This window comes from Algoriphagus oliviformis, assembly GCF_017254915.1.
Lineage (GTDB): Bacteria > Bacteroidota > Bacteroidia > Cytophagales > Cyclobacteriaceae > Algoriphagus > Algoriphagus oliviformis.
In genome coordinates, this window is the sequence record NZ_JAFKCT010000004.1 from 95,976 (window position 1) to 109,693 (window position 13,718).

At 54.7% G+C, this 13,718-nt stretch carries 9 protein-coding genes; 6 read left to right on the top strand and 3 right to left on the bottom strand.

The window, feature by feature from the left end; all coding sequences use genetic code 11:
- The first annotated feature begins 2 nt into the window (after positions 1-2).
- Complete coding sequence (locus tag J0A68_RS10975) at positions 3-836, top strand: hypothetical protein (RefSeq protein WP_206578263.1); 834 nt, start codon at positions 3-5, stop codon at positions 834-836.
- Position 837: 1 nt separating this feature from the next.
- Here J0A68_RS10975 and J0A68_RS10980 read toward each other — a convergent pair whose 3' ends face one another.
- The gene (locus tag J0A68_RS10980; protein WP_206578264.1) at positions 838-1,983 is read right to left on the bottom strand and encodes a cystathionine gamma-synthase; all 1,146 of its coding nucleotides are present in this window, start codon (positions 1,981-1,983) and stop codon (positions 838-840) included.
- 221 nt (positions 1,984-2,204) lie between these two features.
- On the opposite strand from J0A68_RS10980, the gene J0A68_RS10985 reads away from it, so the two are divergent.
- Complete coding sequence (locus J0A68_RS10985) at positions 2,205-2,900, top strand: TVP38/TMEM64 family protein (protein WP_206578265.1); 696 nt, start codon at positions 2,205-2,207, stop codon at positions 2,898-2,900.
- On the opposite strand, the gene porU2 is transcribed toward J0A68_RS10985, so the two are convergent.
- Both porU2 and J0A68_RS10995 read right to left on the bottom strand, forming a co-directional pair.
- A complete protein-coding gene (gene porU2, locus J0A68_RS10990; RefSeq protein ID WP_206578266.1) occupies positions 2,897-7,921 on the bottom strand; it encodes a putative type IX secretion system sortase PorU2 in 5,025 nt (1,674 codons plus the stop codon). The two genes, J0A68_RS10985 and porU2, sit on opposite strands and share 4 nt — an antisense overlap.
- Positions 7,918-9,042 carry a putative type IX sorting system protein PorV2 gene (locus J0A68_RS10995; RefSeq protein WP_206578267.1) on the bottom strand — a complete coding sequence of 375 codons (1,125 nt, stop codon included), beginning with the start codon at positions 9,040-9,042 and terminating at the stop codon, positions 7,918-7,920. The genes porU2 and J0A68_RS10995 overlap by 4 nt, the downstream gene beginning before the upstream one ends.
- A gap of 361 nt (positions 9,043-9,403) precedes the next feature.
- Here J0A68_RS10995 and J0A68_RS11000 point away from each other — a divergent pair, with 361 nt between their 5' ends.
- The 4 genes from J0A68_RS11000 (at position 9,404) to J0A68_RS11015 (ending at position 13,680) form a co-directional block, all read left to right on the top strand.
- On the top strand, positions 9,404-9,733 hold the full coding sequence (locus tag J0A68_RS11000; RefSeq protein ID WP_206578268.1) for a PadR family transcriptional regulator: 330 nt from the start codon (positions 9,404-9,406) through the stop codon (positions 9,731-9,733).
- Between the two features lie 29 nt (positions 9,734-9,762).
- A complete protein-coding gene (locus J0A68_RS11005) occupies positions 9,763-11,721 on the top strand; it encodes a PspC domain-containing protein (RefSeq protein WP_206578269.1) in 1,959 nt (652 codons plus the stop codon).
- Between the two features lie 82 nt (positions 11,722-11,803).
- The gene (locus J0A68_RS11010; RefSeq protein WP_206578270.1) at positions 11,804-13,204 is read left to right on the top strand and encodes an MBL fold metallo-hydrolase RNA specificity domain-containing protein; all 1,401 of its coding nucleotides are present in this window, start codon (positions 11,804-11,806) and stop codon (positions 13,202-13,204) included.
- A gap of 11 nt (positions 13,205-13,215) precedes the next feature.
- The gene (locus tag J0A68_RS11015) at positions 13,216-13,680 is read left to right on the top strand and encodes a carboxypeptidase regulatory-like domain-containing protein (RefSeq protein WP_206578271.1); all 465 of its coding nucleotides are present in this window, start codon (positions 13,216-13,218) and stop codon (positions 13,678-13,680) included.
- The last annotated feature ends 38 nt before the right edge of the window (positions 13,681-13,718 follow it).

Consider the following 13,718-nt stretch of genomic DNA (forward strand, 5'->3'; position numbering starts at 1 on the left):
CCATGCAAGCGAAGACTTCTCCGGTTTACCAGATTTTTGAGCAGCAACACCAAGAAGCCAAAGCCCTGTTTCTGGTCCTAGGCAAACAGGTCAAATCAAAGAAAGCCATCGAGCTCCAGACTAAGCTGGAGTTTCTGGAGCTCTTCACAGACCTGATGGGCAAGATCCACTTTGAAGATCCCAGCAGGGGGCCAGAGCTGTTTTTGCCTTTCAAACCCCTGAAAAAATCCCTCCGCAAAACCCACCACTTCAAGCTGGTAGAGCGCAGCCTCAAGGCGAGGGAATCAGCCTCCGGACTGGGCTATCTGAGCTTCAAGGACTACCTGGCCAGCCAGAAAAAGGAGATCCAAAAGGAGGCCTTTGACCTGGTGGTCGGCAGCTCCCTGAAGACCTGGGATGATTTCCAGCACAAAGCCCAAGTCTCCAGCCGCGGCATCAAGCCCCTGGTCATCAGTACCGCCATCAACCAGCTCGTGCAGGAAGAGCTGGACTTCCTCCACCACGACCTCAAGGTCTCGCTCCAGAGCCAAGGTTTCAGGGATTTGTTCGAAAGCCTGCGCAAGATCATCATGCTCGAAAACCTCCTCATGGGCCTGGGCTTCAATCCCATTTTTGTCTCGTCCATCCACGAGGAGATCAACCAGCTCAAGGAAAACCTCAAGCCCTGGTACTCCAACCACCTCGCTTTTCAGGCGCTTTCGGGATTCCTGGCAGAAAAAGACGACATCTCCAAAAAGTACATGGTCTGGATCAAGGAGCTCAAGGAAGAGAAAAAAAGCCTGTCCTCCGAGATCGAAAGACAGGCCTTTGAGCTGCTCAGGAAAGTGATGGGCTAATTCAGATCTTGGCCAAAGCCTTGGCCAGGTCGTTTTTCAGGTCTTCGGCATCCTCCACACCCACACTCAGTCGGATCAGCGAATCCACCAAGCCTACCTTTTCCCGCTCTTCTCTAGGAATGGACGCATGGGTCATCGAGGCAGGGTGTCCACAGAGTGACTCCACCCCTCCCAGTGACTCCGCAAGGGAAAAGAGGTGGAAGCTCTCCATTACCTTTTTGGCGTCTTCCAGCTGGTTGCCCACGAGGGTGAAGGAGATCATCCCGCCAAAATCGCGCATTTGCGCCCTGGCCACGTCATGGTTGGGATGGTCTTCAAAGCCCGGCCAGTAGACCTTGTCCACCTTGGGGTGGTTTTTCAGGTAGGCGGCGATCGTCTTTCCGTTTTGGCAGTGGCGCTCCATGCGCAGATGCAGGGTCTTGATTCCGCGGAGTACCAGGAAGCAGTCCTGCGGCCCCGGAGTCGCCCCGCAGGCATTCTGAAGAAATGCAAGTTTGGAAGCCAATTCGTCGTCTTTGACCACCAATGCCCCCATCACCACATCGGAGTGACCTCCGAGATACTTGGTCACGGAGTGCATCACGATATCCGCACCGAGATCCAGGGGATTTTGGAGGTAGGGGGAAGCAAAGGTATTGTCGACTGCGAGGAGCAGTCCGTGTTTTTTGGAAAAGGCAGCCATTGCCTTCAGGTCGATGATGTTCATCATCGGATTGGTCGGCGTCTCCACCCAGACCATCTTGGTTTTCTCGTTCACATACGCTGTGAGAGACTCCGGATCGGCCATGGACACGAAGTGGAACTTGATGCCGTAGCGCTCGAAGACTTTGGTAAAAAGACGGTAGGTCCCCCCGTAGAGGTCACTCGTGGAGATGATCTCGTCACCGGGATTGAAGAGCTTGACGACCGCGTCGATAGCTCCCAGACCGGAGGAAAAGCAAAGCCCGTGCTTGCCGTTTTCCAATGCCGCCAGCGAGTTTTGCAGTGCGGTACGGGTGGGGTTGTGGGTTCGGCTGTATTCATAGCCGAGGTGGTCGCCGGGGGATTTCTGGACATAGGTAGAAGTCTGGAAGATCGGGGTCATGATCGCACCCGTGGACGGATCGGGACTCACACCAGCGTGGATGGCTTTGGTACCAAATTTCATGTGATTACAATTTTTTGTTTAGTGGCTACATGGAATCTCGCATGATGAATATTCATCCCAATGTGTGTCGCTCGCGACATGCTCGATTTCATAAAATACTTTGAGTTTAAATGCTTGGGGAAGTGACTGTCAGATGAATCGGATCGATTAAGGAAAAATCCGGCCAGGAATGCTAAACTTGCCGGAGCAAATGCAAAATACCAGGCGAAAGCCAGCCAAATATGACAAAAAAGGCCAGTATATTCAAGACATTGGGGGAGTACTTCCGAGCCCACTTTGGGGCGACATTGGCTTGGATTTGGGTGGCGCTCATGCCTGGATTGGGGAGTCTGGTACTGCTCTCCAGGGCCGACAGCCTAGAAGGCCTGGGTCTTGGAGGACTTCCCGCCCAGGCGATTTTCACGATGGCGGTCTCCGCCCTGCTCGGGCTGGCACTGCTTCCCACCACGCTCACTGCCTTGGTCACCGGCTATTATTTTGGATGGCTGGGCTTTCCCGGTTTGTTTTTTGGCTACCTTCTAGCCAACGTGATCGGCTACCTCCTGGGAAAAGCGATCAACGCAGACTTTCTTGGGCTGTTGTATCTGAGAAAGCCCGAGCTGCGACAAGAAATCGAGCGGAGAATCCAGCGGCCCCAAAGCCTGATTTTCTTCATCCGCATCAGTCCCGTCATCCCTTTTGCCATCTCCAATTTCCTTTTTGCCTCGCTGAAGATAGACCTGAAAAAAGTCCTGCTCTACGGCGTCCCAGGCATGCTGCCCCGAACCTTGATCGCTTTTGTCACGGGCCTGTTGGCCAGCTCGATCGTGGATGCGCGACAGGCCCTGAGAGATCCCTGGCAAGTCGCCGTGCTTGCGTTTTTGCTTTTGGTCAGCTTCTGGGGACTGTACCGCAATTGGAAAAAAGGCCGATCCTAGCGAAGCAGATACATTTTGCCATATCCCTTCGTAAATCCCCGATCTCCGGCAGTGGGCCGATGCTCCATGAACTGGCCGTTTTTGCGGACCAACACCCGGTAGATGTACACGCCGTTGGCCAGCTGGTCGCCAAACTCATCCCGGCCATCCCAAGCGTACTCGGTGATATTATTGCCGATACGGATGGCACCTAGCTCGTTTTGGAGGATTTCCCTCACCACCTTGCCCGTCACGGTCATGATCTGGATCTTGATCTCGTCGGGGATCTCCGAGCCGGTGAGCGTAAACACAAAGCGTACGGAGGTGCTAAATGGATTGGGGTAGGGATAAAAATTGCTGATTTGGGACTCATTCACCACCTCGAATGTGATCTCGTAAGGCTGGGGTGAGTCTTCGTTGGCGATCCGCAGCGTGTAGAGCCCATCCTCCAAAGGACCGGGCACAAAAGACACGCGGAAATCTTCGTCTTCCGAAGCCGGAGTCCAGCTCAGATTCGGATTGGAGAAGTTGATTTTTTCAAACTGACAGCCTTCGCAGTTTTTCTTCACGAAGATCTCCATGCCCAGCGTATCGGTCTTGTAGAGCAAGGTCTGGTCATTTTTGAGCAAGGCCGTCACCATCACGTTTGGCGACACCAGATCCCCATCCATGATGTAGATCCCGTCAAAGTTCACATCCAACAGGGAGGTCGAGTTGTCTCCCTCTACCTCAAAAGCCACCCCGAGGTCAATGAGGTTGTTGCGGTAGGTCTGCTCACGCAGAATCCGCGGATTGGCAAAAACCTCCAGCTCCGTTTCCCCTGCCCTTCCGACGCTGTTGAATTCGACGGAAAACTCAAACTGCTCCCCGGCTTTCACAGCGGCAAACTTCCTGCTGAAGTTTTCCACCTTGTTTGTGGTTTTGTTGGTCATCTTCCAGTCCACTTGGATGGAGTCCAAGAAACTGTACACCGAGGCATTTTTGAACACAAAATCGATCTTGGCACTCTGGCCTTCCCTCAGACGGATGCGATCTCCCGGGTTTTTCTCCAAAAGCACCCCCTCCGGCACTCCTTCGAAGTTTACCTGCCATTTGTCCAACTGGGCAGGCTGGGTAGAATTGGGATCGTCCATGGAGTACCTGAGCCGCAGATAGGGATAGCTGGCCGGACTGATGCTGGAGAGGTCGATCTCGGTGTCCAAGACTCTGCCGAGCAAGAGCTCCTCCTCCCCGCTTTCCCTCACTCCGAGGATGTCAAAGCCGGTAAACTGCTCCTCGTTGATCCAGCTGCGGGCGTTGACGTTTTGGAAAAAACGCTCCCAAGCAGATGCGGGACCGATCTTTGGCGTCAGGATCACGCCCTTGGTCAGGTAGCCCTCCACTTCGGATTCGAAGCTGAGCGTCTGCTGGGAGGGCGGCACGGCAAAATTGGGATTGCCCACGATCTCGATGGCTTCACCTGCCCGCATGCCCTTGCGTCCGTAGAGGATGTAAGGGTCGCCGGTTTTCAGCGTTCGGAGTGTCGCCTCATTCGCGCCAAACTCCTTCAAACTCTGGTAGGCCCGCTCCGGCCAGGCATCAAAGGTCACATTGCCCACGGAAAAGATGACCACATAGTCGCCTGGCCTGACGCCCGCGGTGTATTCTTGGAGCATGTTGTTGCCAGGCGTGGTGATCCAGGCGTTTTGGATGCTCTGGATCATCTGTGGCACACGGCCGCAGGCTCTGGAATCCAAAATATCAAAACCAGGCACCGGGATCGCCAGGTAGGGCAAAAGGGTCTTTTGGTCTATCGCTACCAGTCCCAAAGAGCCGTTGGGACAAAGCCTGCTGTTGGCATTGTTCACATTGTCGATAATCTGCGGCACCTGATCGTAGTAAAACTGGGTATTCCTGAAATTCAGCGAATCCACCGCAGCCCCCACGGTAAAAACCTCTATGCCGGTTTTTTGGCTGATGTACTGCCAAGAGCTGCGACTGGCGTCCAGAGCAATGTTTTCCAGACCGCTTTGGTCCAGCTGCTCATTTTCCCGCTGGGTCCAACCATTGCCGGTATTGGGGATGAAGGAAAAGCTGGAATTGGTCCAGGCGTCCGTCTCCCCGGCTTTTGGCTCCTCGTACCGTGACCTCCAGTAGTAGGTGGTCGAGTCGCTTCCCGCCAGCAGGCTTACCGGCCACTCCACGAGTCCGGCGGTGGTGGACCGGATCTCTTTTCGGTAGGCCGAGTTGAAGTTGAAGGTCGTATCCAGCTGCACGACGATGGTGCGGCTTTCGGTGAGCTTCCCGGGCGCTTGGGTCAGGAGCTTGATTTCCTTTTGGCTCACGATGCCAAAATCCGCCGGAAACAGGTTGATGGTACCGCTCAGCGGAATGAAGGCAGAATAGACGACCGAGTTGTTGGCATAGGTCATCTCCTCCACGGTTCGTGCGGTATTGAGGGAGATGGTAAACTGATTTTCCCCCGCCGCGTCCACCAGGAAGTTTGGCACGGAAAAGACCAAGGTATCGGCACGGTCCAGCGCGGGGATCTTCACTGGGTCAAAGCTCACCATCGTCCCGTCCGGCAGCGTGCGCGAGACTTTGAAATCCAGGGAATCGGGATGGGTGATGCCTAGGTTTCTCACCACAAAACTCAGCTTGAGACTATCCGAGATGGCCGAGAGCGGGGAATCGTCAAACGTCCCCAAGGCCACTTCCTCCACTTTGACGGCATAGTCGGGCTTATTGGCGGGAAACATGCGTACACCCGGATCTCCAAACATGATCATCTGCTCCATGTGGGAGTAGTTGAGCGGGCTGGTGCCGTAGAGCTCGACAAAGTTTCGCTCCGCATTCATCTTGACCTCCCCCACGGTACGATAGATCATCGAGCTGTCGGAGAAGGCATAGCGATAAAAAGCATCCGAGTACCGGCGGAGATACACGTCCACACCGATGGAGGAGTTGGCCATCACGGCGATCGCTCCCTTTTCGGGCGTGATCACCCAATCTTCCCCTTGGGTATAAGCTGGAGTGAAAGCAGAGCCGTAGTCGCAGCCGTTGAAAAGCATGACGGGGTATTTGCCCTTGTTGGCATAGCCCAGCGTGGGATCGGAGGCAAAGCCGATCTCGATGTCGATCACCGTCGGCGAGCCGTGCCCAAAAAACGTAAGCATGCTCCGGCCCTCGTTGAGGTCCCCGGAGATGTCGATCACCTCGACTACCGAGTTGGAGCGCTTGCGGTAGGTAGTCACATTGCCTCCGAGGAAGGGACCCTCCGCTACGGCCTTGAAGCCATTCAAAAACCCAAAATATCGCTCCAGCTCAAACTCCGACACCCCGCCGCTCAGGTGCACCAACTCTTTTTGCCAAGGCTCCGTCACCCCGACTTGGTCTTTTTCGATGGCCTTGTCCAGGTAGTCTTCCACCTGCTGGGAGGTTTTGGCAGGGATCCTTCCCACTGCCATGGCTGGAAACAAAGGCCTCTCCGGATCGAGTCCAAGGACATACACATTGTCGGAGAAAGGATAGCCGCCCACCGGCACCAAGTCCTGAAAGGCAAAAGCCTGCGGGGCTTTCCGGTAGTACACGGTCTGGTTGTTGAGTCGGGCAGTAGAATATACCGCCAGCGACCTTGCCGCCAAAAAGAGGTGCGTGGGCTTGTGGACGGGATAGTAGGCTTTCAGGAATTCGTACAAGGCCAGCGGGGATTTTTCCCCATAGGCAAACTGGTCATATAGCTCCTCCATCCGCACCGTCAAGGTATCGAAACCGCCTCCCAGCGAAGAGGCCCGGTGCTCGGCGTATTTCTTCAGGGGATTGGAATATTTCGAGCTGGGCTTTTCCAGCTCCCGATGACCGACGAGAATGTAGTCCGCCGCCTGTGCGAGGTAGTTTTTGAACTTCACCGCTTGCATCGCTCCTACTTGGATGAGGCTTTGCTCCGGCTGCACCCAAATCTTGCTGGCCTGCCCCGGCACGGATGCCGCAAAACTCAGCGTCGTCCCGGACCTGGAGACCAAGACCTTTTGGACATTGTACAGGTTGGAGACATCCACGGCCACATAATTCTGCTGCACTTGGGTGATCACTGCCCGCTGGCTGCCCACCGGGAAGTTCATCAGCCTGGCGGCAAAGTCCCCGCTCTGGATTGGTTTTCTGAAGGTGATTTTGGCGTAGGCGATGGACATGTTATCCACCGACTCGGCTCCTTGGGGAGTGACCTTCACCACCAAAGTACCGTTGGCGTTGAAGTCGGACATCTGCAGGTCCAGTGTGAGCTGGGGATATTCGAACCCGCTGAAGCTGGCCTGGCTGAGTGTCCGCTGGGTTCCCGTCGCGGGCCCAGCGCTGATGACCGCCAGGTGGGGATGGTAGGATCTACCGACCAGGCCGATCTCCAACTTTGCCGTGCCGGTGCTGAGCAGCGTGCCGAGATTGGAAAACACCAGCTCCCGCGCCGATCCCTTGGTAATGTTAGTGCCCATCCAGCCCTCGCCCTGGTCATAGGTGGAGAGCCGGAATCCCAGCGCATATTCGGCCCCGAGAGAAAACTGGTCGGAAAGCACCTGCAGCTGCTCGGTCTCAAAACTGGCCACTTGGGGCAGATTGGTCGCGGGCGCGGCACGCTGGGCCATGCGCTTGCCGGGGCTTCCCGGAGTGACTGTCAGGAAAAAGGCCGTGGTATCGGTGTAGAGGTTATAATAGGGATTGGGTACCGAGGGAAACTTCGAGTAGAGCCTCTTGTCCAGCTCGGCGTCGTTCCTGATTCCGTAGAAGTCGATGAAATCTTGGGGATCGACCTTGCCGTCGCTTTCGCCTTCCACATGGATAGCCACTTCCTGGCCGCGATGGTACACGCGGATCATCCGCGGATCTATGCTGGCGGTGTTGATCCCGGAGGCCTCTAGCGAAGCGGCGGAGATGCGGTAGATCCCGTCTTGGGCAGTGGGGATCTTATAGTAGGTATTGGAGTAGTCGTACCAAACCGGGAGCTGCGCCCAAGCGGCCTGGCTCGTAAAAACCAAAAGAAGGAAACAGATCAAGGTATTTTTCACGCTCATCGCTCCCAGGAATTAAATTTTCTGAAATCATCCGCAAGCTTTTCCAAGCTGACCTTCACGCTGAAAATATGTGAATAGGGACTCTCGGACACATCTCCAAGATCCGAGAGCGCATAATCGATCTGAAAGCGCTCACTGAGGACCACGCCAAGACCCACAGCCGGGAGATAGCTCAGCGACTTTTCTCCCTGGAAGTCCTTGATGTATTGGAAATTGCTCACCCCACCGCGCAGGTAGGCCAGCTGCTTGAAGCCCAGCTCCAGGCCAAATCTTGGGTCTACGCTGAAGGCCGAGTTGGAAATCAGCGTATTCCTCTCCCCGTCAAAGGTGGTCTCCAAGTCCAATGCCGTCAAAAGCGAAAACTTTTCTCCCAGCTTCCAATCGTAGGCAATGCTGGCGATGGCCTTGGGCAGGGTGATTTCCACGGTGTTTAGCGGAATTTCATTGTTGGTCTGGGAGTAAACATCCCGCACGAGGTCGGCGTCATGTGTCCAGGCATTGTAGGTGGTGGTGATGTCGCGCACCATCAGGCCTAGGGTCATGCGCTTGTGCAGGTATATGCCGCCGACGTCGAGCCCAAAACCCCAGGCCTGCGCAAACTTGCCGACGTTGCGGTGGATGATTTTGGCGTTGGCGCCCAGTTTGATTTTCTCCGAAAAGTCCCGCGCAAAGCTCAGCAGCAGGGCATAGTCCGCAGCGTTGAAAAACTGGATATTGTTGTAGTTGATCGCGCCATTGGCGTCGTAGAGAAAGCGCGTGTCAGGAATGTCGTCCACACCAAAGCGGATCAGCGAAGCTGCGACTTGGTTTTGGTCACCGAGCGGCGTGCTAAACCCCAAGTAGTCGTATTGGGCTATGCCTGCGAAATACTCCGCATGCATGAGTGAAAACTCGTATTCGTGCCGGATCGCAGTAAGCGCTGCGGGATTCCAATAGGCGGCGGTGACGTCCCTGACCGCCCCGACCTGCGCCCCTCCCATCCCCAGAGCCCTTGCCCCCACACCTATGCTCAGGAACTCGTTGGAATACTTCGGGGTGAGATCCTGGGAGAAAGCTTCCCCCATCCACAATCCAGGGAAGAGGCAAAGCGAAAGCAGGATCAAAAATCGGGTGTGGCTCATTTGTCCGACAAAATAATCCAATTTCAAAAACTCCCCATAGAGCCAGCGCTTTTTAATTGAACTAAGGCCTCTGCGCTGTACACAGACGGACACTTTTATGTCACACACGTGGACATTCCAGCAGACTGAAAGGAAAGGCCAGCAATCCACCCCAAAAAACCGGAGTTTTTTGGACTATTCAAAAAAGTCGTTTTTGGGGCAGATAAGGCGTCTTTTCCAGAACTCTGCCATCCCCAGCGCTTAGTTTTTGCAAGGAATTAGGCTATACAAGGTAGCTTGGAAAACTTTGGTACTATTTTTCTTTTATCCCTGGCAAGTGAAACGAATACCACGCGCTGCAAGGGCGCTAAATCATCCAACCATGAACGTCGCCAACACTCAGATTCAAATGCGCAAAGGACTCTTGGAGTTTTGCGTGTTGCACATCATCTCCCGGGGCGAGGTCTATACCTCAGACTTGATCGAAGAGCTCACCCAGGCTCAGATGATCGTGGTCGAGGGCACCCTCTATCCCCTGCTCAACCGGCTCAAATCTGCCGAACTCGTCACTTATCGTTGGGTAGAGTCCGAAGCCGGACCGCCTCGGAAATACTACTCCATCACCGAGGAGGGGAAAAACTTCCTGCTCACCCTGTCCGACACCTGGGCTTCCCTGGTCAATTCCACGAATGAAATCACCTCCAAGAATTGATCCCGAAGCGACCCTAAACTAGACTCACCATGAAAAAGACGATAAGCATCAACATCTCCGGCATTCTCTTCCACATCGAAGAAGACGGCTACGACACCCTGAGAAAATACCTCGACGCGATCAACAGGCACTTTTCCAACTACAAGGAAAACCACGAGATCATCTCCGACATCGAAAACCGCATCGCGGAGATCTTCCTGAGCAACCTGAAAAACAACAAGCAGGTCATCACCGCCGAAAACGTGGACAAACTCATCGAAAAGATGGGCACCATCGCGGACTTTGTGGTAGAAGAGGAAAAGGAAGAAATCCTGCAAGACGAGGGGGACTCCACCCAAGAGGACTTCTACAAATATGTGGCCCCTCCCGGCAGCGAATCCGGCGGCTACAAAAAACTGAAGCGCCTGGAAAACAAAAAAATCCTCGGCGGCGTGTGCGCCGGCATCGCCAACTATTTCTCCGTGGATCCACTGTGGACCCGACTGATCGCCATCCTGCTGCTCTTCAGTGGCAACCTGAATTTCCGTCCGGGATTTCTGGACATCTTTCCTTTTGACAACTTCCGTGTCAACCTCAGCTTCGGCTTCTTTGCCGTAGTCGCCTACATCGTGCTGTGGATCATCCTGCCGGTCTCCTACGAGATGACCGAGGACACCAAGATCAAGAAGCTCTTCCGAAATCCCGACGACAAAGTCCTGGGAGGCGTGTCCAGCGGTCTGGGGGCCTATTTCGGCGTAGAGGTCGTCTATGTCAGACTGGCTTTTGTACTGCTGGCCTTCGCCGGTGGATCTGGCATCCTGATCTACCTCATCCTCTGGATCATCACGCCTGTGGCAAGCTCCATCACCGAGCGCATCAAGATGAAAGGCGGCGAGATCACCCTGGACAGCATCGACTCCACGATCAAGGAAAGCATCAATCCCATTCCCCAAGCTCCCGAGTCCCAGACCAGAAAGATCCTGATGGCTCCCTTCCGGGTACTGGGCAAGGTCATTGACGCCATCGGTTCGGCATTGGGTCCCTTGGGCAAATTCCTCGGAAACGTCATCCGGGTGATCTTTGGACTGATCATCTTCTTCATCGGCCTGTCGCTGACCATCACACCTTTGATCGCCTTGGCGGCTTACTTCGGGGTGACCGACGCGGACTATAGAGTCCTGATGGACAACTTCCCCATCGAGCTCTTCACCGACATGGTACCGCTCTGGCTGGTGTTCTCCAGCATCGGGCTGGTGATCATCCCGGGCATCATCATCTTGCTCCTTGGCTTGAGTGTGCTGGCGCAAAAGAACCTGATCGGAGGACGTTTTGGACTGGTAGCGCTTGGAGTCTGGCTGCTCTGCGTGGGGATCTCCATCTTCCAAATCCCAAAAATCGTCGCACAATTCAAGGAGGAAAACTGGCATAGAACCGAGGCGGCCCTTCCAGTCTCCGCCGGCACGCTAGTCCTGAAGCTCAACGACATGGAAGACGAGCCTACCTTCAACCACGTGAATCTGAGAATCGAAGGGACAGAAGACAGCACGGTCAACCTGCTGGAGGAGTATTTCTCCCGAGGCCGTACCAAAACCGAAGCATTGGCCAACGCGCAGAAGTTCCAGTACTCCTACTCCGTGATGGATTCCGTGGTGACTTTCAACGAAGGCTTCGACATCAGCAGTCTCGGCCAGTTTAGAGACCAAAAGGTCAACCTCACCCTTCAAGTGCCTTTCGACCGTCCATTCATCATGGAAAGATCCCTGCTGGACATCCTCCGAAACACCATCTACGCCAACGGCTACCGGTCTTCGGATGTCAGCTCCAGCGCCGTTTGGGTGTTCAACGAAGGAGGCCTCGTTTGCCTGACCTGTCCTAGGAAAAACCGGGAATCGGAAAACTGGGACCAGTGGGACGAGGATGAAAAGCCCCAGCTCGACTCCCTACAGAAGTCTCAGCTGGACAGCGCTTCCCGCGCAAAATTCGACTCGGCGTACTTTATGAAAGACTAAGCTTCCCCCCAACTAGCGATAGAAAGAGACACCCCAGAAGGTGTCTCTTTTTTTGTATCTTATTTTCCAAACCCAAAATCACATGAATGTCACGGTAAAATTCCTCGGCGGAGCGGGTGCAGTCACCGGCTCCAAATACCTCATCGATCTGGGAGACTTCGAATTCCTGGTGGATTGTGGGCTTTTTCAGGGCCCTAGGGAGCTCCGGGAAAGAAACTGGGACGACTTCCCCATGGCTCTGGAGCAGCTGGACGCCGTAGTCCTCACCCACGCCCATCTCGACCACATCGGCTACCTGCCCAAGCTGGTCAAGCAAGGCTTCAAAGGCCCGATCTATTGCACGGAAGCCACCGCTGAGCTGGCCAAGATCCTGCTCTTGGACTCCGGGAAACTTCAGGAGGAAGAAGCGGAGTTTGCCCGCAAAAAGGGCTACTCTCGCCACGAGATTCCCCAGCCTCTGTACACTATGGAGGATGCCGAGGCCGTTTTTCCGCTCTTTGTCCCCCAGCCATTTGACAAGCCTGTGTCTATCCGCCCGGGTGTGGTGCTGACCTACTTCCACGCCGGCCATATCCTAGGAGCAGCCATCGCCAAAATTGTGATCCAAGGCGACTCACAGCGCAAAAGGCTGGTATTCTCCGGAGACCTCGGCCGCTTCAATGACCCTTTGCTTTTTCCTCCCACCTTGGTTCCCAAGGCCGACATACTCTGGATGGAGTCCACCTATGGCGACCGCGTCGCCCCCAGCAGCCGACCCGAAGACGAGCTTGCCCGTGCTATTCGGGATACCTTTGACCGGGGCGGACTGGTCGTGATCCCTGCCTTCGCCGTGGGACGAACCCAGCTTTTGCTCTACCACCTCTACCAGCTGATGGAAAAAGGGAAAATCCCGAAAGTACCCATCTACCTGGACAGCCCCATGGCGATAGAGACTACCAAGCTCTACTTGGATTTCCACACCGACCATCGCCTCTCCGCGATGCTGGAGGAAGAGCCCGAGCATGCCTTTCGCCATCCCCAGCTCCACTACGTGCAGAAGCAGGAACAGTCCGTGGCGCTCAATGAATTTCGGGGACGGGCCATCATCATCTCTGCCAGTGGTATGGCGACTGGGGGGCGGGTTTTGCACCATCTTTTCCACCGTCTTCCAGACGAGAAAAACGGTGTCGTCATCGTCGGCTTCCAAGCCGAGGGCACGCGGGGAAGGCGGCTGCTGGACGGCGAGTCCAGCGTGAAGATCTACGGAAGCGAGATTCCCGTCAAAGCCAAAATCTACCACATCGAAGGCTTGTCCGCCCATGCCGACCAAAACGAGCTGATGGACTGGGCGGAAGGTTTCAGCGACAGTCCCAAGCGCGTCTTCATCGTACACGGGGAGGAAGAAAGCGCCCAGGCGCTGAGCTTCAAGCTCAAGGAAGAATTGGGATGGAACACGGTCATTCCGCAATACTTGGAATCATTTGTGCTCTTTGAAGGGATCTAACCCCCACAAAAATGAAAAGGCTACTTCTCTCCTTGCTTGCGGTCCTCGTCCTGGGGACCACGCAAAACTGCAAACCCTACAAACCCGAAGGCCAAGGCATCACCGGAACCCTGACCTGGGTAGAAGGCAACCAAATGCCCTCAATCAGTGATGGGGATAATACGGAAGCGAAAGCCTCCGCCAAGGGAATCCAAAGAACCGTGAGAATCTATCCACTGGTCAAATTTCAAGATCTGAAAGTAGAAGAAGGCCTGTACACTGCGATTGCCGAAAAACCACTGACAGAAGTAGAAAGCGACGAAAATGGCACCTATTCCGTCCAGCTCAGCCCAGGTAGATATTCTGTCTTTGTGGTCGAGAAAGGCGGCCTCTTCGCAAACATTTTTGATGGCGAGGGCTATGTGCAGCCTGTGACCGTCAAGGAAAGCGAATGGACGCTTTTGGATATCGAGGTGAATTATAAGGCGGTGTATTAAATTCACGCCTAACAAAAACCATTTTCCCAACATCCATT